We start from the raw sequence: 23,030 nt of genomic DNA, 5'->3' as shown, positions 1-23,030 counted from the left end.
GACCGCGCTTTTTTGCGTTCTATTTCATTGTTTTTAGCAAGACTTGGGCCCGATGCACGCAGGCCACAAACACGCTAGCGCTTTGCCACACCAGGAAAATCGCTCGTACGGCCCCGCTTCGAGTAAATACGGACGCCCTCCCCCACCGCTGCGAGAACGATGACGCTCAAAAGCATGGGGAGCTTCGCGAGCTCTTCTGCGCCCATGCCCAAAGGAACGATGGTGGCAACGATAGCCAAAACAAGCTCGATTACAGGTAGGGCCAACGCTGCGGCCAATACCTTGCCCTCAAACGGAGCACGAAAAACGCGTTTGGTCTTGCTGTCGTATATACGCAAGCACCAAAAAGCAGGAAACATCGGAATATAGCTCAAGAGCAAAAACACGACATTGGTGGAAAACAAGACCCAAAACACGTCGGAATCCTCGCCCAAGAACATCTGAAGCAGCAGCACCAAGCTTGCGATAACCCCGTTCATGATAGCGGCGCCAATTGGCATACCTGTGCGCCTGGAGCACAGCGAGAAGATTTTGGGCATGTTGCCGTGCCCCGCGGCATAGCAAGCCACCTGGTTTACGCCAAACGACCAGCAGGTCATATTTGCAAACAGCGTCACCATAAAGGCGATTCCGACCGCGGCGGTTAGAGGATGCGCCGATCCCAGCATAGCCGCCACGGCATCCACTATCCCTGAGTCAAGCGAGAGCTGCTCGGTGGGTACCGCCGCGCCGATTCCAATGCCGCACAGTATATAAATCGCAGCAATGGCAATACCGCCTACGATAATGGCTCGGGGGATATCATGCGAGGGATCCTTCATGGCTCCGGCAAAGGTTGCTACAACCTCGAATCCCATAAAGTTGAAGAGGATGATCGAGAGGTACGTTAACGATTTTGTATCCGAAAAATCGGGAATGAACGTCTGAGGGCTCATATCGTTGGCAAAACCCTGCGTACAAGCAAACCAGACGCCGCAGGCACCCACCACCAGCACGACAAAGACTTTAATAATTGCCCCGCCGTTCATGATCCACTCAGAATCGGAAACGGGCGAGAAAGCCAGCAGCGTTACGCCCCACACAAAGATGAGCTCGAGTGCGATCTTGACCCCCAGCGTCAGCTCGATGCCCCACAGAGAGTGAATGATGCTCGGCGCCATACAGGCAAGACTTGCGATCCACAGGGGAAAATTAACCCAATAGCACAAGGAGCAGCGAGCGCCCCACTTGTCGCCCAAACCTTCGCGGACCCAATCGTACAGACCGCCGCATGAGTCATACGCGGTACCCAGTTCTGCCACCACCAAGCCATAAGGCAGCAGAAACGTAACGATCAAAAACCCCCACCAGAAGAACTGAACGTTACCCATGGCGGAAGCGGGGGCTGCGGCCTCAATGGTAAATACCACGCAGATAACGGACAGCACCACGTCTATAAGAGAAAACTTCTTTCCAAGCATACGCCTGGTCCCTTCATGAGGAGAGCGGGACCGCTTGCCGACGGGCAGGCAGCGGCCGCGAGGCTCAAGATCAAGCAGGGTCCTCGCTCTTTTATCATCGTCCCAAAGGCCACGAGGCGTTAGTTTATTCCGGATTAAAGTCCGTTTAAAAAGTTATAACCTGGATAAACCGGTTTAAATAAGCAGCTTAAATTACCAGCGCATGGTTTAGGATATTTTTGATACACCGTTCGCCAAATAATGCAGGGACCTTTTGTTGATGTTCCCCCACGAGCCGAGGGATTAGGAAGGGGCGCTCATGGCAAGCTCGATTTTCTTCTTCTACACCCTGGGTATACTGATCGTTTTTATTGTCACGGCTGTCCTGTCAATTGCTGCCTGGGCATCTTCTGGACGCAAGCTCTTTATCTACGCTTCGGGCGCCTTCATTTGCTACACGGTGGAAATCATCGAGATTTTCTTCAACGAGCATATCTCGCAAAACCTCGCCTTTACCGTCTATGAGTACTACGCCGTGAGCATGCCTATCCTGCGCACGCTCATCGCCACACTCTCCCAAGCGTTTATCTGGGCCACAGTTTTGCGCGCCCTCGACAAGCATTCCCAAAAGCTTCTCGTTATCCCTCCGACCGTCTTCCTTGCTGCCGAGGCCCTCATCCTTACCCTCATGCCGGCAGGACTTTTTATGCAGTTTGCGTACTACACCACGCGCCAGGTGTTCCTGTTCTTTGTCCTGGGCTACATCGTGTATCACTACACGACTACCAAAGATGAAAATCAACGCATGCGCCTTGGCCGCTACAAGAAACACCTCATTGTTACCGCAATCATGCTCGTATTTGTGCTCCTAGAAGATGCCTACAATATCCTTTGGGCACCCATGGGGACCAACTACCAAGACATCATGCTCTATCTCTCTGAGCGCAATATCTCCGAGAATATCCTTGCCTGTTACCTCGCCGTGCTCATCATTCGCTATGCCTTTAGCGTGCTCTCGATTCGCCTGCGCGAAGCACCCGACAAAAACGATGTGACCGACCTCGAGCGCCATGTCGATGAGCAGATGGAGTTCTTTACCTCCAAGCACAAGCTTTCGAAACGTGAATCGGAAGTTCTCAAGCTCGTTGTACTGGGCAAGAACAACCAGGAAATCGCAAAGGAACTCTTCCTCGCCCTGGGAACGGTTAAGACCCATGTGCACAACATCATGGTCAAAACCGGTTGCGCCGACCGCGCAAGCCTCACTAAGGCCTTCTGGAACAATTAGAAAGGATGCTCGCCCGGCGCATTGCCTGCGAGCATCCTTTATCCGACCTGCATGTTTTTGCTACCAAACGGCAGCGGCAATGCCCTATTCGGTGTGGCGCACGCGCACGGCCCCCCGCACGATACACTTGCTCATGCCATAGGTAAGCGCAAAGTAGCCACCATAGGCAATAAGAAAGACCACACAGATAAGACCCACGGTGCCACCGATATCAAACCCGCCAAAAAGCAATACCAGGCTGATGATCACCCGCAGCGCGACCAGCGAATGTGCCAGACCGACACCCAGTGGGAAGAAAAAGAGCACCGCCTGCTGCAAAAGAATCGAATGGTCGATAGCCAGCCTATCGCATCCCACCTCAGAAAGCACGCGAACGCTCTTGGAAGAATCGGCCACGCTCGAGAGCTGCTGGATGGAAATGATAGCCGCACAAGCAATTACCAGCACAAAACCGATGTATATGCAAAGATAGCTAATCATACCGTTCATACCATCGACTTGCTCGATCATCTCGTTGCGATTGATCGACTCGCCCCAAAAGCCAATATTGGAACCATCGTCCTGGGAAATATTTGCACCGACACCCGTTCCAATACCATTCGTGGAGGCCAAATCTGCAAACTCGGCATCGATCTTCTGGGCATCGGCCCCATCCTTGTAATTGACCAGCAGCGAGCTGTTCTGCAGGGCAAATCCCATCTGATTCACAACCGCATCGGGCAAAACCACGGTGCCGGAATTTAGGCCCATTGCCGAATTGCAAAAAGCCCCCGCCTGCGGGTCGACTTTGTCCGCCCCCGGGACAAGCGTCTTGCCGCCCAGCGTGATCGTCGTACCAGCAGAAAGAATGCTATTGAACATGTCATCAAGTGTATCGCCCATATCGCAGGTGATGAGATACTGGTTATCCGCCAGATGAAGTTGGTCAAAACCACGAAACGCCAAATACTTGTTGTAGTCACTCAACCTGACAACCGGGATACCCTGATACATGACAGTAGCTTCGTCCATGCCTGCCGGCAACGTCGTTTTTGAACGGCGAATTAAATCGTCAAGCATGATCGAGGGGTCTTCTTCACCCGCAGGAACTGAAGAGTAGATATCGACCTGTTGGACGCCCTTGGCAATCTTTGCGAAATCGACGCCCTGCTCTTCCAGCGCCGCCTGCACATCGTAGGGCTCACTCGGCATAACGTACTTCGTTATCTCGCCATCTTCGCCCGAATCGACGAACTCGGAGTTGTTGTACATGACGTTGCACGAAAAATCGGCCGGCGTGCAGCGAAGAAGGCTCGCGTTCATAGCGCTCACTATAGACATACCGCAGGTAACCGACGTGATTGCAAAAAACAAAATCATTGCGATGATTGCCATGGACATCGAGATGGTATTGATCTTTGCTGCCAGCTGGCGCACGGTAAACATATTGAGGCCGCGCCAGTACACTTTGCGCATGGTCTGCAAAAGCTTGAGGAGTAGTCCTGAAAGTCCAAAGAAAAAGGCAACCGTGCCCGCAGTCACCATGAGCGTAGTGATTCCAAAACGCCTCGTGGCAAAATCAATCTGGTCTACAGGAGCAGTAAGCGGCAGGCCATCGTGCAACAGGCGGCAATATGCCCAAATGATCAGCGCAAGGCCAACCAAGCAAACGATGCCCGACAACAGGGGGTTTCTGGTTTTGATGCTCTCGTGTCTGCGCTCGGCGCCCATGAGGTCCACAAGCTTGACGCGTGCTACAACACGCAAGTTGAATAACAAAGCCACTACAAAAATCGCGACAAGACATTCTATCGTTATAAACAGAGCGCTCGGCGAGATAAAGAAATGGAAATTCGAAATCTGGGTTTTAAAGAGCGATGCGGTAAAAAACACCATGAGCTGAGAAAGGGCGATGCCGCAGATGATGCCAAGAACGAGTGCCGCCCCCGAAACGATAAACGTCTCATAGGCCATTATGCGCGCCACCTGTCCGCGCGTCATTCCCAATACCTGGTACAAGCCAAACTCGCGCTTACGGCGCTTCATGATGAAGTTATTGGCATAGACCATCAAAATGCCCATAACGGCCGCAAGGAAGATGGTGAGCCCGGAGAGCAGCTCGGACATGACCTCACGCATGCCGGCAGTCTTGATGCCCGCGATATCAACCTGCAGTGAAATCGTATTGAAGGCATAAAAGACCGTCACGCCCAAAGCGAGCGTAAGCAGGTAAATGAGGTAGTCGCGACTGGCACGTCGAACGTTTCCCCAGGCAAGTTTACAAAGCATCGGACACCTCGCCGCCCATAATGGCAACCACATCCATGATGCGGTTGAAAAACGCTTGACGCGTATCGTCACCACGGCGCAGCTCGGTAAAGATGCGGCCATCGCGAATGAACAGCACGCGATTGGTATAGCTCGCTGCATAGCCGTCGTGCGTCACCATGAGCACCGTTGCATTATAGGTGCGATTGAGGTTCTCGAAGTTCTCCAACAGCATGCGAGCGTTCTTGGAATCGAGGGCGCCCGTGGGCTCATCGGCCATAACAAGCTTGGGGTTTGTCACCAAAGCGCGCGCAGCAGCCACGCGCTGCTGTTGGCCGCCGGAAAGCTGGAAGGGGTATTTATCCAGTACATCGGAGATATTGAGGCGTGCAGCCATCTCCTGCACGCGCATGAGCGTCTCGTCAGCAGAAAGACGCCCGATGGTTAGCGGCAGCGCAATGTTCTCGCGCGCTGTAAGGGTATCGAGCAGGTTTGAATCCTGGAAAATAAAGCCCAACTGCTCGCGGCGGAACTTTGCAAGCTTTGCGCTCTTAATTTTCGTAACGTCTTGGCCGTCCACGAAGATACCGCCGCTCGTCACGGCATCGATGGTAGAAACGCAGTTGAGCAGTGTCGATTTGCCGGATCCCGAGGCACCCATGATGCCCACGAACTCGCCGGTTTCCACGATAAACGAAACATCGTTGAGTGCCTGTGTCACAGCGCCACGAGAACCGTATACCTTCTCGATATGGTTTACTTCCAAAACGGGCGGTGCGCCAACGCGCATACTGTTCGCCTGTGCCGAAAACACTGGGGACATCGTATCCACTCCTTAGAATCAGCTTTCATCGTACGTCAAGAAACAGGGCATATGCTCGCTATCTATAGTCGTTTCTTAAGGAGCGGGGCGCCATCGATTTGGCTTACAGGGCCCTTGCACTTTTGTAAGACAGCATGGTGTGTCCGCTTGCATACATTCCCCTTCGGGTGGAAAATTACCGCATCGAACTCGATTAACAGCCCGCAAAGGAGTCTGCTGCCCGTGAAGACCGTGCACGTAGCCGCCGGCATCATTCGCAATCCCCAGGACAACTCGGTACTTGCCGTCCAGCGCGGTTACGGAGACATGCAAGGGCTTTGGGAGTTTCCCGGCGGTAAGGTGCAGCGTGGAGAAACCGCCTACGACGCCTGTATCCGCGAACTACAAGAAGAGCTCTGCGTCGAGGTGCACAACCTACGCGCCTTCTACACGGTTGAATACGACTATGAGGCGTTTCACCTATCCATGGAGTGCTTCTTTTGCGATATCGCGCGCGGGAAGGTTTCTGCCGCCGATCAGCAAAAGGCCATCCGCTGGGTGCCGCAGCGCTCGCTCGCAGACCTCACGTGGATGCCCGCCGATGTCGAACTCGTACGCGCACTCATCGCCGCCGCAAAGGCAACCGATATTGCCTGCGAAATTCCCGATGCGAACCTGGAACCCCCTGCCCCCAAGAGACGCTCATCCACCAAAAAACGCACCAAGAAAAGCCTGGTGGACGCCTTGAATACACAGGGGCTTTCCGCAAGCGAAACCGAACTCGTGCGTCGCCGTGCCGCAATCAAAAAGTCCATGCAGGGCAACAAGCGCGCCAATACCAAACCCGAGATGCTCGTGCGCCAGCGTCTGCGCCAGGCGGGCCTCACGGGCTATCGCCTGCAGTGGAATAAAGCCCCCGGCAGGCCGGACATCGCCTTCCCCGGCCGCAAGATCGCCATCTTTGTCAACGGTTGCTTTTGGCACCGCTGCCCATATTGCAACCCCAGTGTGCCTAAGCGAAACGTCGAGTTTTGGGAAGCGAAGTTCGCACGCAACGTCGCGCGCGATGCCAAGGCACAAGCAGAACTCGCTAAAGCCGGCTGGACGAGCATCGTGATCTGGGAATGCGAGCTCAAGCGCAATCGCATCGACCAGACGATGGAACGCGTTATCGGCATCGTTCGCTCGGCACGGTAGCTAAAGGCAAGCTCCCACACTACCGAACCGTGGCCGGCTGGGCCATGATCCAATCCAAATCTTCGTCGAGTTTGGGCATGTGTTTAACCTTGAGGCCGTCTGCCAGCACGCCACGGCACATCACATGTTCAAGGTGGCTTAAGCGCGAAAGATCTTCCAGCGGGTTGTTACGGCAGACGATGATATCGGCCGCCTTACCCACCTCGATAGTTCCCGTCTCCTTGCCCAGACCCAAAAGCTCCGCATTGACCTGCGTGGCGGTATGCAAGGCAAACGTCGTAGATACACCCACGTACTTGGCAAAATAGGCAACCTCGCGCCACATGTCGTACTGGGTGACATATGGACAGCTCGAATCGGTTCCCAGGCCCACGGGAATACCCGCATCAAGTGCCTCGCGTGCGCATTTGATGATTCCCTCGCACACAATGTCGCCGTTGAGCTTTTGAACCTCTGTCGATGCCGTTTTCTTGGAATCGAGCAGCACAAACGGCAGGGCAGGAGAGATCGTACAAGTGAGCGACGCGGGACGCCCGGGGAGCTGCGTTCCCGCCGCACCGAGAAATAGATCGCGTACTTCTTCGGTCATGGGTGCGCCGTGCTCGATAGAATCCACACCTGCTTGCAAGGCAACCTTTACACCCTCAGTGCTCTCGACATGCGCCATAACGGGGAGCCCAAGGTCATGGGCCGTTTTGCACGCAGCTCGAGCCACCTCGAGCGACATGCGCAAAACGCCCGGCTCTCCCGGAACCTCGGCGTCAAAGACGCCTCCCGTCACGAAGAGCTTGATAGCGTCGGCACCGCGCGCAGACAAATCGCATACGTAGTCGCTCGCCTCTTGCGGCGTTGTGGCCACCTGGGCAAAAAGGCCCGCACCGTGACCATTGGGCACGGTGATGCCCGTACCCGGCGCCACGATGCGCGGGCCAAGATAACGTCCAGCATTGATAGCATCGCGCACAGCGATATCGGCATACAGAGGGTCACCCGCACCGCGCACACACGTCACACCGCTTGCAAGCTGCTGCTGGGCCGAGCCTTTAAGAATATGGCGCACAATCATGCGTCCAGGAGCATTATCCAAGCGGCGCATAAGGTCGCCGGCGTTTCCCGCCGACACGGGCTTTCCCGAGCCGCAAAAATGAACATGCATGTTGATAAGACCCGGCAGCAGATAAGAATCATGCAGGTCGATCATCTCGGCCTCGGCGGGCAGCTGAGCCGTCGCCGCAGGCTCAATGCGCACAATGCTCCCCTTGTCGACAAGCACGGACATACCGCGTTGCGGCTCCATGTCACACGTGCCATCGAGAATCGTCGCATTAATGAATACGAACATGCGCTGCTGCTTCGCTGCCATGGTAACTCCCCCTGCATCATTTGGATACATGTGTTGCTTAACGTTTGAGTATACGGGAATCAGCCGTGCAACAGCCCCATGAGGCCCATCAATCCACCAGCGGCGCTTACCGCGCAGCCCCATGCAACAAAAAAGCCCGCCATCCCAAACGGAATGACGGGCACGCAAAACCAACGTCTCCAACCCTGTTTACAGCAGGGAAACCCGCTGCAAGGAACTACTTGAGCGGCGTTCCGCAGTAGATGCAGAAATTCATAGATTCGTCGACTTCCTTGCCGCAGCTAGGGCAATGCGGGGCTGTGGGGGCAAAGAGATCCGCCACTTTGCTTCCGCAACCGGCGCAAAACTTGTCGGTAGGCTGGAGGGTCGTGCCGCACTTGGGGCAGGTGCGAACCTTTGCGGGAGCGGGTTCGGGCTCGGCTGCGGGCTCGTCGGCAGACTCCAACGGCTCTTCCACAGCAGCGGCTTTCGCAGCAGCGGCGGCCTCGGCCTCGGCGCGCGCGGCCTCTTCGGCGGCTCGGGCAGCCTCTTCCTCGGCAATACGAGTCTGCTCGGTCTCATACTCGGCACGGGCGGCCTCAATTGCCGCGTTCTGTTCATCAATCGCCGCGTTAATGGCGTCTACCTCGGCAAACTCATTGGCAAAACGGGTAGCGAGCTCGGTTTCGCGCGCGACCGGGTACAGCGCCTCGCCTAGCTTGGCATAGGCGGGACCAAACGTTTCGCGCAAACGCGCAATCTCATCTTGCGCAGCCTGTACCTGTACGTTCAGCTCTTCTTCGGTCATTATGACACCTGCCAATCTTATATGGGCCAAAGGCATAGCTACCATCGAGTTGGCGCTATTGTATACCGCGCCGCATGAGCTTTGCCTCGCACATCTACAGAAGCGCCAAACCTAAGCGCAGACAGCGCAAGCGCTACATTAGCTTCGTCTCCTCGAGCTTCTCGATAATCCAGTTGTTCGCACGAATCACCGGACGTCGGAACAGCAGGCCAAGCGCCAAGGACGGCAACAGGTACAGGGCAAGGATACCCATCTCGATCCAGACTTCAGCCCCATATGAACCCGCGATGGCCGCGTGCATGGCCGCAATACCATGCGTGAAGGGCAAGAACGGGTAGACCGCCTGGAAGAACGGCGCCGTCATCTCGATGGGGAACGTGCCGCCCGAACCGCCCACCTGCATGACCAGCAACACCACCGCAAGCGCCTTACCGATATCGCCAAACGAAACGGTAAAGGTATAGATGATGTTAGAGAACACCAGGCTCGCGATCCATGCCGCCAAGATGAATTGGAACGGATGGATGCACTGGATGCGGAAGAACAAAATGTCGCCCAGGCACACGAGCGTCGCCTGGCACAGCGCAAGCATGCCAAAGAGCATGTAGCGGCCCAGGTAAATCTCGTGCAAACGGAACGGCTTTAGCTCGTTGAGCAGCTTATCGTCCACCGACACCTTCATCATGGCGGCAAGGACGATGCTTCCCACCCACAGCGAGAGAATCGTGTAGAACGGCGCCATGGAGCTGCCATAGTTCTTGATGGGATAAATGGCCTTGCGGTCGATTCCCACCGGCGCCGCAAGGGCATCGGCAAGGCCCTCGGGATCTTCGCCGATAATCGAGCGGATGGACTCAAGGTCGTTATTGGCAACCGCGGTATCGAGCTTTTCCTTGATGGTGGAAAGGTCCTTGCCCGCATTGGTGAGCGCTGTTGAGGTGTCGCTCAACACGCCATTGAGGTCGTTGAGGTTGCCGCTCAGCGAAGCGGCTGCATCAGAAAGCGACGCCACCGTGTCATCCAAATTCTTCGAGATATCGGCGCTTGAGGCGGCAATGCCCGAGATGGTGGACTGGAGCTGAGAAGCCTGATCTTTCAGGTTGCCCTCATAGTCGTCTTTCACGCCGCCGATGCCCGACTTGACCTGCGCGATCAGATCAGTGACCTCTTTTTTGGTCGCAGCGACGTCTGCCGCACCGGAAGACAGCTTAGAAGCCGCATCCGAAATGCCGCTCGACAGCGTATCGTACGAATCGGCAAGCTTGCCCACGCTCGCAGCAACCTGGTCAAGTTGGGCGGAAACCTGCGGGAACTTGGTCTTTAAATCCAAGATCTCCTGCTGGATACCGCGAATCTCCTCGGCATGCGAGCTCAAGTTACCGGCGATATCGTTAAGCTGGCCCACGGTAAGGTCCACATGGCTGCCTGCGTCAGTAAACGCCTGGTCCACTGCGCTCGATACCGCATCAAAACTGCCGGCACTATCCCGCAGCGCCTGATTGATGGAAGATGAGGCCCCCGAAAGCGCGGACTTGATATCGTCAAGTCCGTTTTGAGCATCCGTGAGAAGCTGGCTTGCCGCGTCAGACGTGCTCGAATTCTGCGATAACGAAGAACCGGCGTTGGCAAGCAGGTCCGAGGAAGACGCAAGGACATCCGAAAGGGAGGACACCGACTGGCCAGCACGCGTCAGTTCATTGGCCCCATCGCCCAGCGAGGAGGACAGATGCGCCACGAAGTTCGCCACCTGGTCGCTATCCATAAACTCAAGTAAGCTCGAGGCGGTTGCCAAACCGATATTGCCAACCGTTTCGGTAAACGTCTTGTTGATCTGGTTTTGGACAGCGCTGGAGCCCTTTTCGGTCACGATCTGCGCGATCGCGTTGACCTTTTGGTTCTCGTAATACTCAATATCCGAATGCTTCACCTCGGTAGAGAACAGCGTCATCATGTTCGCACTGAAGTCGGATGGAATCACCACGGCGGCATAGTACTTACCCGACTTGACGCCATCGACCGCTTCGTCCTTATCCACAAAGGTCCAGTCAAAGCTATCGTTGGCACGCAGAGAGTTGACCACCGAGTCGCCAATGTTCACCTCGACGGGGATCAAATCGCTCTTGTAGCCCTTGTCGGCATTGGCAACAGCTACCTTGAGATTGCCGGTATTGCCATACGGATCCCAGCTGCCCGCAATGTTGAACCAAGCGTAGAGAGCAGGAACCACAACAAGACCCACGACCACGACCATGCCGATAACGCTATGGAGCACATTTTCGCAGTCACGACGGAAAAGCTTCAGGATATTTTTCATTCGGCATCACCGCCCTTCGTGTTTGAATCGTCTTGCTTGAGGTGCGCCCCCGGCAAGGGAGCGATTACATCCAAATCTTGCACCACGCCCGGCTCCGCATGGGCGCCGAGAGGTGCGGAGTTAGCGGCAGTGTCCTCATCGGCATCGTCAACGACGTCAGCGGGTTTTTTGGCAGTCTTTGCCGTAGGCTGCGGTGCTACCGACACGCCAAACATCTTTGCCACTCCAGGCATAGCCGAGGTGTGCTCGCGGATCTCGTTGCGCAGGCTCTCGTCAGACAGAGCGGAGACGCGCATCTGCGTATTAAGGCTCTCGCGCACGTACTCGAGATTGATGAGATAGGCGGCGATGACAATAACGCTAACGATCCACAACACGAGCATCCAGATGCGCCCGTTGTTATCCAAATCGAGCGTGGACGTCAGAATAAAGAGCAGGATTTGTACGGCAAAGATGGCGAAGAAGCCCGCCTTCACACGACTGCCGTACGTACGAGCAAAGCGCGCTGCGCGCTCGATCAGCGCCTGGCGGAACCCGGCGGTATCGAGAATAGCACGCATGGCCGTGCGCAGCGAGTAGCGCTGGCGCGGCAAGTCGTCCTTCTCGCAGATCATCACACCGGTTGCGGCGAGCTGGCGATCGAACAGCAGGTTGAGATTGAGCAGCAAGGGGCGCAGCCACACGCCGATCATCAAAGCGATTGCCACAAAGATAAACAACACGCCCAGGTTGATGATGTAGTTCATGCCATACATGCCACCCACGCACTCGCGCATGGCGTTAATACCGTAGGTAAAAGGCAGCAGCGGGTGCAGCCAGTTAAAGAAGGGCGGCATCATTTCGATGGGGTACATGCCCGAAGATCCCGGAATCTGCACGATGACCAATATGACGCCGATAGCCTTGCCAATGTGCTTGAAGGCCACGCTCAGCGCGTAAATGATATTCACGTAGACAAACGAGATGCACATGCCCGCAAGGACAAACAGCACCGGATGCAGGCACTGAACACCAATGATCAGGTCGCCCACGCAGACGATAATCGCCTGCATGATTCCCAAGAGTATCATCAGCAGCCAGCGGCCAAAATATCCCTCCTTTGCCGTATAGGCGCCAATGCCCTCGCGATCGACCTCGAGTTTGAAGATGGCGATAAGCACGTAGCCGCCCACCCACAGGGCGAGATTGGTGTAGAACGGCGCGATGCCCGAGCCAAAGCTCGCCACGGGGTACACCACCTTGCTCTTGATCTTCACCGGCGAGGTCATGAAGTCGGCGATGTCGTCGACATTGACGTCGAGCAGGTCGGCAAGCTGGCCCGCCACCTCGGAGCTGCGAAGTGCCGCAACGTCGTTTGCGGCCACATCGAGCTTTTGCTGAATCGTCGCCAGCTGATCACTCGTGTCGGCGAGCGTAGCCTTCGCCTGGTCGAGCAGGGAAGAAAGCTGGGTGAGCGACGAGCGCGCCTGAGAAATGGTGGGAGTAAGCGAAGCCAGAACGCCCTTAAGGTCCCCCGAGCAATCAGAGAACGAATCGAGGCCCGAATTGAGCTGCGGAATCACGCTGGTATTGAGGTCTTCTTGCATCTTTCCCAGCGCCGTCACGCCATCTTGCACACTCGTATTGATGGAATCAGAGGCGTTGGCAAGATTGTCGGCATCCGTCTTGATAGCGTCGCTTTGCGCCTGAAGGCCGCTCACAACGCCGGCCAGGTTGTCGTTTTGCTGCTGCAGCGAAGAGATAATCCGCGCGATAGAGCTATTGAACTCGGCATCGTCGGGCAGCGTACTGCGCAGCGCCTCGATGGCGGCATTGTTCTTATCCACGAGACCCTGAACATCCGAGAGGGCAAGGTCGACCTTGGTTTGGGCAGCGATCACCGTGCCCGAGAGCTTACCCACGGCAGCGTTCGCCTTTGACGAAGCCTGCGCCAAGCCCGTGCTGCCTTGCGCAAGAGCGCCCGAAAGCGAGGTGTGGAGCTTGGCAGCAGAGGTGCGAGTCGACGTAAGAAGTTGATTTCCCTGGTCGAGGGCATCGTTGAGGGAGGGCATCTGCCCACTCAAGCCGCCGAGTGCGGCATCTGCCGAAGCAATGGCATCTTTGGTGGTATCAATCGTGCCGGTCATGCCATCGAGTGCATCGCGCACCTTCTGCACCGAGCCGCTTGCGTTTTGAATGGTCAGGACAAGGTTGTCCTGGGCGGTCTGCGCACCCGCCTCCAAGTCGACGCCTGCCCTCTGCGCAATCTCCACCACCGTCTGGCTCACGGTGGAGACAAAGGTCTCGTTAACTTGCTCTTCCACCGTATTTGCACCCGTATCGGTTACTTTGACGGCAACGGCGCTCTTTTTCTCGTTGACGTAGTAGGTCAGTTTGGGCTGGTGGAAGTCGCCGGAGAGCATGCTCAGCATGCCCTCGCTAAAGTCGGACGGGATGACGAGCGCGGCGTAGTACTTCCCCGCCTCGACGCCTTCTTTGGCCTCCTTTTCGGAGTCCACAATGGTCCAGCCCAGCTGGTCATTGTCCTTGAGTTTGTCGATAACCTCATCGCCAGCATTAAGCTCGCCCACCAAATCGTTGGTAGTGCCTTTATCGTTATTGGCGACAGCGATTTTTATGTTCTGGGTGTTTCCGTACGGATCCCAATTGGCAACGATGTTGTACCACGCATAAAGCGACGGAATGATGCATACGCCGATGGTGATGACAAGCGCAACGGGATTGCAGAGCAGTCGTTTGATGTCGCGCCTGAAGATTGCGAGGGCTTTTTTCACGCAGAGCCGTCCAATCACGAGTTCGAGTGAGCTACATTTAAGCCTATTCTACGCGTACATCTGTACATCTGCGCAGTCCAGGCCTTATTTTTAACGCAACGAAATATACTACAAGTGTATATAAATGTACACTTGTAGAAAATCTCTCCAAATCGTTTCGATATTTGGAGCCTGGTCCCCATCCCTTCCCCCGGAATGTGGCTTCGCGAACATTCCGGGGGAAGGGATGGGGACCAGGCTCGAACAGAACGTTTTTACGGCTACCAAGTTGCGTCTGCCCTCTCCCCGGGAGTGTTCGCAAAGCCACACTCCCGGGGAGAGCGGCACAACCCCACAAGCAGATATCCCCGCAGTATATTCCCAACGCCATAAGAGAAGGGCCGGTCCCCTTCAGTCGGGCGAACGTTCGTGCAACCACGTTCGACTGAGTGAAGGGGACCGGCCCAAAGGGATTCGCAGGCGTTAAACTACATTAGCTCGCAGACGCTTGCGGCAAACGCCACGGGATCCTCGGGAAGAATGCCCTCAACCAGCAACGCCTGGTCGTACAGAAGGCCGGCGTACAGCTTGATCTTCTCGGCATCGCCTGCCTCATTTGCAGAAACGAGCTTCTTAAAGACGGGATGCTTGGCATTGAGCTCGAGTACGCGCTGGCTCTTGGGCATGCCCTCGGCCTCCGCGGACGGATCGCGGCGCAGCACGCGCTCCATCTCCAGCGAAAGCGGGCCTTCGGTGGTGATGCAGGCGGGGGCGTCGGTCAGACGTGCAGAAACAGCAACCTTCTCAACCTTGTCACCCAAGGCGTCCTTCATCGCCGTGAAGAGCGATTCGTTCTCCTTGGTTGCCTCCTCGGCATCCTTCTTCTCGTCCTCGGTAGCAAGATCGAGGTCGCCGGTCGCCACGTTCTTGAGCTCGAGAGTACGGTCTTCGGTCTCGGGCTCGGCACCGTCGGCAACGGCTTTCTCGGCAGCCTCGCGAGCGGCATCGTCCTCGTAAACCTTGGGCAAGCCCTGGGCTTTGTAGGAATGCATGGCCTGGAAGGTGAATTCGTCGACATCGGCCGTAAGCAGCAAGACGTCGTAACCGCGAGCAAGTACACCCGTCACCACGGGCATTTTGGACAGACGCTCACGGGAGTCGCCAGAAGCGTAGTAGATGGCCTTTTGGTCGGCAGGCATCGCCTTGGCATACTCAGCCAGCGTGACCATCTTCTGCTCTTTGGCGCTGTAGAGCAAAAGCAGGTCGGCAAGCTCATCGGCCTTCATGCCGTAGCTCGAATAGATACCGTACTTAAGACCACGGCCAAAGTTCTCAAAGAACTTCTCGTACGCCTCGCGATCGTTATCGCGCATATCCTCAAGGTCGGAAGAGATCTTCTTCTCCACGCGCTTGGCAATGGCTCGCAGCTGGCGATTTTGCTGCAGAGTCTCGCGGCTGATGTTGAGGGAAACGTCGGCAGAGTCGACCACGCCACGCACAAAGTTGAAGTAGTCGGGCAGCAGATCGGCGCACTTCTCCATAATCAGCACGTTGGAGCTGTAAAGAGAGAGGCCTTTCTCGTAATCCTTGCTATACAGGTCAAACGGCGCACGACCAGGGATAAACAGCAGGGCATCGTACTCGAGCGTACCTTCTGCATGAAACGAGATGGTGCGCGCCGGGTCCTCGAAATCATGGAAGGTGCTCTTGTAGAACTCGTTGTAATCCTTCTGCTCAACCTCGGAGGCGCGCTTCTTCCAGATGGGAGTCATGGAGTTGACGGTATCGAGCTCCTGGTAATCCTCCCACTCAGGCTGGTAGTTCTCGTCGGCATCCACGGGCGTGGGCTTCTGGCGATGCTTGGTGACCATCATCTGGATGGGATAGCGCACGTAGTTGCTGTACTGCTTGATCAGGTTCTTGAGGCCCCACTCGGACAGGTAGGCATCAAAGCCCTCGCCGTCTTCGCCGCCCTCGTCCTCGCGGATCGTCAGAATAACATCGGTACCGTGGGTGGCGCGCTCGGCGGGCTCGATGGTGTAGCCCTCAAGGCCGTCGCTCTCCCACATGTTGGCTTCGTCAGAACCAAAAGCGCGGCTCACAACGCGCACACGGCTCGCTACCATGAAGGCAGAGTAAAAGCCCACGCCAAACTGGCCGATGATATCCACATCGTTGCCCTGGCTCTCGGCATTCTCGGTCTTGAACTCCTGGCTGCCGGAATGGGCAATGGTACCCAGGTTCTTCTCCAGCTCCTCGGCAGTCATGCCAATGCCGTTATCCGAAATGGTAAGCGTACGATTGTCCTTATCAAAGGAGACACGGATGGCAAGATCGGCACTGTCGATATCCACATCATTATCCGTAAGGCTCTTGAAATTGAGCTTGTCCACAGCGTCAGAAGCGTTGGAGATAAGCTCGCGCAGGAAGATCTCTTTATTGGTATAGATGGAGTTGATCATCAGATCGAGCAGCTTTTTGCTCTCTGTCTTGAACTTGCGCATATACGCATCCTTTCGCTTTGACGGCGCCCGAAAAACAGCCCGACAGGCGGGCTGCATCAGACCTCATACGTTGAGACTTAGATTTTATATCCCAACATCGCGCATATATACGTTGCTAGTTCATTTTTCGCATAAAGCAAGGATGAAGAGACGGTAAGCCTCTTCAAAACAACCGGTCGCCGGAGGAACTTCCTGATTTCAGTACCAGTATTTGATTTTGCCTAGTAGACTCTATAAACAGCGTTTCATTATCTGGTCTTTTTCTTTGAAAAAGACACCTCTACTCAGCGAATACCCATACTGCTACTGAAATCAGGAAGTTTCTTTCGACGCGGCTTGAATGGATCGGTTTTAATGCCTCAAATCGTCTGTGCACAGAGCGCTTTTCGCTTTCACCGGGTTCCCCCACAACTCCGAGCGCTCTATCCCCCGTTACCGGGCACATATCAAGACTCGAATCATCGCAAGCTCGCATCGTGCAGCACGGCTTCTGACCTGCTCGGTACCCCCATTCATCGCCTTGTTCGCGCAAGGTCCGCTGTTAATTCCGGCGCCACCTATCAATCGCATCTCGTTGGCGGAGAGCTTCCGTTTGGCTGCATCCAAGAAACCGATCACGGCTTTTTGCTCGCCGGGCCCGAGCTTACGCTTCTTACTATGGCGCCCAGCATCGACCGCATTGAGCTTTTGATGGCAACCTATGAACTTTGCGGCTCGTTCTCCGTTTTTCAACCGACAGTACAAACCGAGAGCTTGCTCAAGGAGGCTGCCGATCAGGGCTTTATCCCCGAAAACGCCGGATGGAAACGGGTCGTCGATACGAAGGATGCCCAGACATCGCTCTGGAAACGAGACCCGGTAACCAGTCCCGAATCGCTTCGTTCATTCCTCGACCAGACAAAGGGCCTGCGCGGGTCCAAAAATCTCGCCTGGGCCATCGATCGCGTAACAGGGACCTGCGCTTCCCCCTTTGAGGTACAGGCATCCATTTTGCTGGGCCTCTCGCGAAGGCTTGGAGGCGAAGGTCTTCCCATCCAGAACAATCACCGCATCCGCCTTAACAAGCAAGCCCGAGCACTCTACGGACACGACCATTGCTTTGCCGACATCTATATAGAGGCAAGCAGATCACATCCCGCCCTTGATATCGAGTGCCAAGGCCGCAGTATCCACGATAGCGAAGCCGCTGGAATCTCCGATGCCGATAGGGCGGCGGCGCTAGAACGCATGGGAATCCAGGTCATCCAACTATCTTATAAGCAGTTCTCAAACGAGCGCAGCTATCAAGCGGTAAAGGAGCTTATCGCACTCAAGCTTGGCGTACCCGTCAAGCCAAAGACGCCAGGGGAGCAGGCAGCAGAAAAAGCCCTGCGTCACAAGCTCTTTATCGATTGGAACACGCTCGGCACAAGAACTCGATAGCAGCCGTTCCTACACGAAGCACGCACTGGACAAAGCGAAGCCTTAACTCCAAAGCGAAGGGTCCTGCACGGGGAAGAGCACCGTGATGGTTGTGCCCTGCCCAAGTTCGCTTTGCACGTCGATCTGCGCATGGTGAAAAACCGCAGCATGTTTGACGATGGCGAGTCCTAAACCCGTACCGCCACGCGCCTTAGAGCGGCTTTTGTCCACTCGATAAAAGCGCTCGAAAATCTTGCCGCACTCCTCGGGAGCAATACCGATGCCGGTGTCCTGCACGCGCACATACGGACGGCCCTCATCATCGGTGCCACAGTACAGGTTGACCGAACCGTTCTCGCAGTTGTAGCGAATGGCGTTATTCGTCAGGTTGTAAATCATCTCGTCAAGCAGACGCGGCAAGCCAAAAACGATTACCGGGCCCGTATCTTGTCCCAAGGCAATGCCGCCCGCATCTGCAACCGGCTCCAAGCGCTGGCAGACCGCATCCACGACACGTGATAGGTCAACCGGCTCGGAGGCGCCCAAAACGCTCTTCGAAACCTCCGCGTCGCCACGCTCGGCCTCATCGAGACTCGAAAGGGTCAAGATATCATTGACGAGCGCCGCAAGACGCGTGGCCTCGTTATGGATACGACGGCCAAAATCACGCTGGTCGTCCTCGCTCGCCACCAAACCGTTCTCAATCAATTCGGCGTAGCCCGAAATGGTTGTAAGCGGCGTTTTGAGCTCGTGGGTTACATTTGCCGTAAACTCGCGGCGCATACGGTCGTTATCGGCCAAAACGCGCATCTGCCGTTTAAGTTCCTGGCGCTGCGATTCGATACGCTCGAGCATGGGGACCATCTCGGCATACGCGGCATCGGCATTCCGACGCGGATGGTCAAGATCCACATCACGCAGGGGCGCGATGATCGCGCGGGCCTCGCGGCGGGCCACAAAAAGCAAGCCGACAATGCAGACAAGAGCCATAGCGAGAATGGGACCGATTACCGAAAGCAGCACAGTCAAAAAGCCCGACTGGGCCTGCGAGAGGCGAACCACGCGCCCGTCATCCAATCGTTTCGCCTCATAGAGCATGACCTCACCAAGCGTTGAACTCGAACGCTCGGAAGAGCCCCTGCCTTCTTTAAAGGCCTGGGAAATCTCGGGCCGATCTTTATGATTGGGCATCATTGCGGGGGATTCTTGGCTGTCGTAGAGCACAGATCCATCGAGATTCACCAACGTGACGCGCGCATTATCAAGCTCAAGATGGGACAGCATCGCAATCTCGTCTTCCGACCCATTGAGCGCCGCCGCCACGACATCGAGCTGGTTGGAAATCTCCTCATGTGTAAGCGTCGCCAGCCGGTTTTGAATAAGGGCCGTACCCACGCCTGTAAGCGCCACGATGATCACCATGGCGATGGTGAAGATAGTTCCAAACACACGCTTCGAAAGCGATCGATGCGCCGCCGCAGCTATTGCCGCCGCCATATTCGACTACCCCTCGTGTCCAGCAAAGCGATAACCCACGCCGCGCACCGTTTCGATGCAAGAGGCATGATCGCCCAGCTTTTGACGGAGCGTCTGCACGTGTACGTCAACTGTGCGTGAACCGCCGTCAAAGTCCCAGCCCCAAACGCTTTGCAGCAGGGCCTCGCGTGAAAAGACGATGCCGGGCTTGCGCATAAGGTACTCAAGAAGGTCGAACTCGCGCAGCGTGAGCTTGATTTCGTTGCCGTCAACCGCGACCTCGCGACGACTGGGAGACAGTGTGATGCCCTGGGAGGACAACGTGTCGCTCACTTTTTTGGTCATACCTCCGCGGCGAAGAAGCGCGCGGCAGCGGCTGGTGAGTTCCATGAGCGAGAAGGGCTTGGTGAGGTAATCATCGGCGCCGCCATCAAGGGCAACAACCTTATCAAGCTCGGTATCTTTTGCCGTAAGCATCATGATGGGCACCGTTGCGGTTTCGGAATCGGCGCGAAGGCGACGCATGATCTCGAGGCCATCGGTGTCGGGAAGCATGATGTCCAAGAGCACGGCATCGGGTACGCGACGCGCGACCGCCGCTTTGAACTCGCTGTCGCACGAGAACCCCTCTGCCTCGATGCCTTGCTGTTTGAGTGCATACAGGGTAAGCCCTCGAATGTTGTCATCGTCTTCCACGTAGTAAATCATGAGGTACTCCTCCCGTTTGCATCTGCGTGCCATCATACACCGGCAACATGCGCCACCGGGCCATATCAGCCAAAGCGGCCCGTCAGGTAATCGGCCGTACGCGAATCCCTAGGCGCGCGGAACAGCTCTGCCGTAGGCGCATGTTCGATAAGCTCGCCCAGCAGAAAAAACGCCACCGAGTCCGAAATGCGCGAAGCCTGCTGCATGTTATGTGTGACCACCACAAGCGAGTACTGCTCGCGCAGCTCACATGCGAGTTGCTCAATCTGCACCGTCGAGACGGGGTCGAGGGCGCTCGTGGGCTCGTCCATAAGCAGGACCTCGGGCTTGACCGCAAGGGCGCGCGCGATGCACAAACGCTGCTGCTGGCCACCAGACAGACCCAGCCCCGATGCCTTGAGCTTGTCCTTGACCTCATCCCAAAGCGCGGCGGAACGTAGCGACTCCTCGACAATGCCATCGAGCTCAGAGCGGCTCTTGATACCAAGTCCGCGCGGACCGTATGCCACGTTGTCGTAAATGCTCATTGGAAAAGGATTGGGACGCTGAAACACCATGCCCACCCGCTGACGCAGGCGTGTGACGTTGTAATCGTGATAGATATCGCGGCCATCGAGGGTAATCTTGCCCTCTACGCGACAGTCCTTTACGTAGTCGTTCATGCGATTGAGACAACGAAGCAGCGTCGACTTTCCGCAGCCAGAAGGACCGATAAACGAGGTGATCTCACGTTCGCGAATGTCGATATTCACGTTTTTGAGGGCCTGGTGATCGCCATAGAAAAGGTCAAGATGCGACACCGACATGCGCACCTCATGATGAGGCAGCCGCACTGCATCCTGCGGCATCTCCCCCATCATTTCGCGCTCATGCGCCTCCTTGGCCGCCAGGGCCATGGCATCTGCAGGATCGAGACCAACCTCAACAGGCGCTATATCAACAGCAGATTCACTCACGCGCGATACCTCCTCAATCATTTCAACGGTACCTTGCCGATAGTACGCGTACGCTTTCATGACGGAATAAGCGATATGTCAGGGAATCGTAAAGACGCAGCTTGCGAAAGGTTTTGCCTCGAGGCAGGTTTGGGCAGGCGGGGCGGGCCTATATATCGTCCTGTGCTCAAACATACTCGAGAGGGTTCACCCGTTCGCCTCGAACGGGTGAACCCTCTCTGCGTAACTGCGCCAGGACGATATATAGGCCCGTCCCGCCCGGCCCAACCGCCCTCTCCAGGTCAATTGCAGCTATACTGGGAGCCGTTGCGCGACTGCGCTGACATCACCCTCCGACACTGAATGAAAGCGAGCGATTGTGAGCACCCGCCATAACGCCCTGAACCTTCGTCTTTCTGCCTTTATGGCAGCACTTCTTTGCGCCCTGTGCATCACGGCCATGCCCGCCGTTGCACTGGCCGACCAACCCGACACCGATATCGTCTGCGGCACTGCCGAATCCGAACGCCAGGACGCCGCGGCAGACCGTCCCGACATCTCGGCACTTCACGCCATCGTGGTGGGCAAAGACGGCACCGTCTATTACGAGCGTGCGGCCGACGAGCAGGTAAAGATTGCATCGATCACCAAGGTCATGACAGCCATCGTGGCGCTCGACAATGCCCCGCTCGACACCACCATCACCGTCGACCACGCCGCGGCAACCGTGGGTCAGTCTTCAGCGGACCTCAAAGAGGGCGACACCATGACACTCGAGACGGCGCTGAGGGCACTTCTCATCCCCTCGGGCAATGACGCCGGCATGGCGATTGCGCGCTCCGTCGGCGCGATTATCGACCCCTCTTCCGACGACCCCTACGGCACCTTCATCGACGCCATGAACAAAAAAGCCCAGGAGCTGGGCATGGACAGCAAGTTCACCAACCCTCACGGCCTTGATTTCGACGGCTGGGAAGGCGACATGCACTCCTCCGCACGCGATGTCGCAACCATGTTCTCCTACGCCATGCGCAATGACGACTTCCGTGCACTTACCTCTTCTACCGATAATGTCGCGCACGTCACCGGCGCCGATGGCACCAAGCGCGAGATCACGATGGTCGAACGCAACAAGATTTTGGGCACGAACGGCAATATCGGCGGAAAAACGGGCGGCACCTACGAAGCCCTGCAGTGCTTTGTGGGCGCGTTCTCGCGCGAGAATGGCGGCGAAATCTACACCGTTGTGCTTGGATGCGATGGCGACGAAGTACGCTTTGCCGACACCCTCACCCTTGCCAACTGGTACTACGACCATATCGTCGACTACCCCGCCGTCACCTCAAACATGACCGCAGCGGATGGCCAACTGCTCGTAGCGCGCGCCACCGACTCCGACTGGACCGATAAAACCATCGACGTCACCGCCGAGGATCCCACGCAAACGGCACAGATATTCAGCCTCGCCGGAGAGGTCAAGCAAAAACTCGACCTCAAGACGCTCTCGGGCGATATCAAGCGCGGTGACGATGCGGGCACCCTCACCCTTGTGCAGGACGGCCATACCGTCGCCACCGTCAAGCTCGTCTGCGCCCAAGACCAGGCGGCACCAAATCCTTTAGAGTGGTGTCTGGTCCAGCTTGACCGCCTCTTCCGCCTGGTGACGGGTCAGCCGCAACAAGCAGAATCCAGCCTCGTCGCCACAGCGCCCTCGCCCCTAGAGATCGACGGCACGAAGTAATACGTCCCGGCATATCGATACGCAAAAACGAGCCTGTGCAGACCCGCGGTCTTGCACAGGCTCGTTTTGCATCAC

15 protein-coding genes are annotated in these 23,030 nt (G+C 56.3%); 4 read left to right on the top strand and 11 right to left on the bottom strand.

Annotated features, from left to right (window positions below):
- Positions 1-74: 74 nt before the first annotated feature.
- On the bottom strand, positions 75-1,460 hold the full coding sequence (locus HF320_RS01510; RefSeq protein WP_169276755.1) for an APC family permease: 1,386 nt from the start codon (positions 1,458-1,460) through the stop codon (positions 75-77).
- A gap of 298 nt (positions 1,461-1,758) precedes the next feature.
- Here HF320_RS01510 and HF320_RS01505 point away from each other — a divergent pair, with 298 nt between their 5' ends.
- On the top strand, positions 1,759-2,727 hold the full coding sequence (locus tag HF320_RS01505) for a helix-turn-helix domain-containing protein (protein WP_169276754.1): 969 nt from the start codon (positions 1,759-1,761) through the stop codon (positions 2,725-2,727).
- 84 nt (positions 2,728-2,811) lie between these two features.
- On the opposite strand, the gene HF320_RS01500 is transcribed toward HF320_RS01505, so the two are convergent.
- A complete protein-coding gene (locus tag HF320_RS01500) occupies positions 2,812-4,995 on the bottom strand; it encodes an ABC transporter permease (protein WP_169276753.1) in 2,184 nt (727 codons plus the stop codon).
- Positions 4,985-5,797, bottom strand: coding sequence for an ABC transporter ATP-binding protein (locus HF320_RS01495; protein WP_284697652.1), 813 nt, complete (start codon positions 5,795-5,797; stop codon positions 4,985-4,987). Before HF320_RS01495 ends, HF320_RS01500 begins: the two co-directional genes overlap by 11 nt.
- A gap of 222 nt (positions 5,798-6,019) precedes the next feature.
- On the opposite strand from HF320_RS01495, the gene vsr reads away from it, so the two are divergent.
- Positions 6,020-6,973, top strand: a complete 954-nt coding sequence (gene vsr / locus HF320_RS01490) for a DNA mismatch endonuclease Vsr (protein WP_169276752.1) — start codon at positions 6,020-6,022, stop codon at positions 6,971-6,973.
- 19 nt (positions 6,974-6,992) lie between these two features.
- On the opposite strand, the gene HF320_RS01485 is transcribed toward vsr, so the two are convergent.
- From HF320_RS01485 to htpG, 5 genes are all read right to left on the bottom strand, one after another.
- Positions 6,993-8,336, bottom strand: coding sequence for an amidohydrolase family protein (locus tag HF320_RS01485; protein WP_169276751.1), 1,344 nt, complete (start codon positions 8,334-8,336; stop codon positions 6,993-6,995).
- A gap of 217 nt (positions 8,337-8,553) precedes the next feature.
- Positions 8,554-9,123: a zinc ribbon domain-containing protein gene (locus tag HF320_RS01480; protein WP_169276750.1), complete on the bottom strand. Its 570-nt coding sequence runs from the start codon at positions 9,121-9,123 to the stop codon at positions 8,554-8,556.
- A 133-nt stretch (positions 9,124-9,256) separates the two neighbouring features.
- Positions 9,257-11,437, bottom strand: coding sequence for a YhgE/Pip domain-containing protein (locus HF320_RS01475; RefSeq protein WP_169276749.1), 2,181 nt, complete (start codon positions 11,435-11,437; stop codon positions 9,257-9,259).
- On the bottom strand, positions 11,434-14,211 hold the full coding sequence (locus tag HF320_RS01470) for a YhgE/Pip family protein (protein WP_169276748.1): 2,778 nt from the start codon (positions 14,209-14,211) through the stop codon (positions 11,434-11,436). Before HF320_RS01470 ends, HF320_RS01475 begins: the two co-directional genes overlap by 4 nt.
- A gap of 467 nt (positions 14,212-14,678) precedes the next feature.
- Entirely contained in the window at positions 14,679-16,694 is a 2,016-nt protein-coding gene (gene htpG / locus HF320_RS01465) for a molecular chaperone HtpG (RefSeq protein ID WP_169276747.1), read from the bottom strand.
- Positions 16,695-17,384: 690 nt separating this feature from the next.
- Between htpG and HF320_RS01460 the strand changes: the two genes are divergently transcribed.
- Positions 17,385-18,116 (top strand): hypothetical protein, encoded by a 732-nt coding sequence (locus HF320_RS01460; protein WP_169276746.1) that lies wholly within the window; start codon positions 17,385-17,387, stop codon positions 18,114-18,116.
- A 42-nt stretch (positions 18,117-18,158) separates the two neighbouring features.
- On the opposite strand, the gene HF320_RS01455 is transcribed toward HF320_RS01460, so the two are convergent.
- The 3 genes from HF320_RS01455 to pstB all read right to left on the bottom strand — a co-directional run bounded on the left by HF320_RS01455 (position 18,159) and on the right by pstB (position 21,127).
- Positions 18,159-19,592 carry a sensor histidine kinase gene (locus HF320_RS01455; protein WP_248276548.1) on the bottom strand — a complete coding sequence of 478 codons (1,434 nt, stop codon included), beginning with the start codon at positions 19,590-19,592 and terminating at the stop codon, positions 18,159-18,161.
- Between the two features lie 6 nt (positions 19,593-19,598).
- Positions 19,599-20,279: a response regulator transcription factor gene (locus HF320_RS01450; protein WP_169276745.1), complete on the bottom strand. Its 681-nt coding sequence runs from the start codon at positions 20,277-20,279 to the stop codon at positions 19,599-19,601.
- 65 nt (positions 20,280-20,344) lie between these two features.
- Complete coding sequence (gene pstB, locus HF320_RS01445) at positions 20,345-21,127, bottom strand: phosphate ABC transporter ATP-binding protein PstB (RefSeq protein WP_248276570.1); 783 nt, start codon at positions 21,125-21,127, stop codon at positions 20,345-20,347.
- Positions 21,128-21,593: 466 nt separating this feature from the next.
- Here pstB and HF320_RS01440 point away from each other — a divergent pair, with 466 nt between their 5' ends.
- Positions 21,594-22,955, top strand: a complete 1,362-nt coding sequence (locus HF320_RS01440; RefSeq protein WP_349290683.1) for a D-alanyl-D-alanine carboxypeptidase family protein — start codon at positions 21,594-21,596, stop codon at positions 22,953-22,955.
- The last annotated feature ends 75 nt before the right edge of the window (positions 22,956-23,030 follow it).

Origin of the sequence: Collinsella acetigenes (assembly GCF_012844445.1) — a bacterium.
Taxonomy (GTDB): Bacteria; Actinomycetota; Coriobacteriia; order Coriobacteriales; family Coriobacteriaceae; genus Collinsella; species Collinsella acetigenes.
This window is presented reverse-complemented; position numbering and strand designations above follow the sequence as displayed.

Excerpts from the sequence above, each read along its gene's own strand:
- HF320_RS01510 (WP_169276755.1), bottom strand. The coding sequence starts at position 1,460 with ATGCTTGGAAAGAAGTTTTCTCTTATAGACGTGGTGCTGTCCGTTATC.
- HF320_RS01505 (WP_169276754.1), top strand. The coding sequence starts at position 1,759 with ATGGCAAGCTCGATTTTCTTCTTCTACACCCTGGGTATACTGATCGTT.
- HF320_RS01500 (WP_169276753.1), bottom strand. The coding sequence starts at position 4,995 with ATGCTTTGTAAACTTGCCTGGGGAAACGTTCGACGTGCCAGTCGCGAC.
- HF320_RS01495 (WP_284697652.1), bottom strand. The coding sequence starts at position 5,797 with ATGTCCCCAGTGTTTTCGGCACAGGCGAACAGTATGCGCGTTGGCGCA.
- HF320_RS01485 (WP_169276751.1), bottom strand. The coding sequence starts at position 8,336 with ATGGCAGCGAAGCAGCAGCGCATGTTCGTATTCATTAATGCGACGATT.
- HF320_RS01480 (WP_169276750.1), bottom strand. The coding sequence starts at position 9,123 with ATGACCGAAGAAGAGCTGAACGTACAGGTACAGGCTGCGCAAGATGAG.
- HF320_RS01475 (WP_169276749.1), bottom strand. The coding sequence starts at position 11,437 with ATGAAAAATATCCTGAAGCTTTTCCGTCGTGACTGCGAAAATGTGCTC.
- htpG (WP_169276747.1), bottom strand. The coding sequence starts at position 16,694 with ATGCGCAAGTTCAAGACAGAGAGCAAAAAGCTGCTCGATCTGATGATC.
- HF320_RS01460 (WP_169276746.1), top strand. The coding sequence starts at position 17,385 with ATGGCAACCTATGAACTTTGCGGCTCGTTCTCCGTTTTTCAACCGACA.
- HF320_RS01455 (WP_248276548.1), bottom strand. The coding sequence starts at position 19,592 with ATGGCGGCGGCAATAGCTGCGGCGGCGCATCGATCGCTTTCGAAGCGT.
- HF320_RS01450 (WP_169276745.1), bottom strand. The coding sequence starts at position 20,279 with ATGATTTACTACGTGGAAGACGATGACAACATTCGAGGGCTTACCCTG.
- pstB (WP_248276570.1), bottom strand. The coding sequence starts at position 21,127 with ATGCCGCAGGATGCAGTGCGGCTGCCTCATCATGAGGTGCGCATGTCG.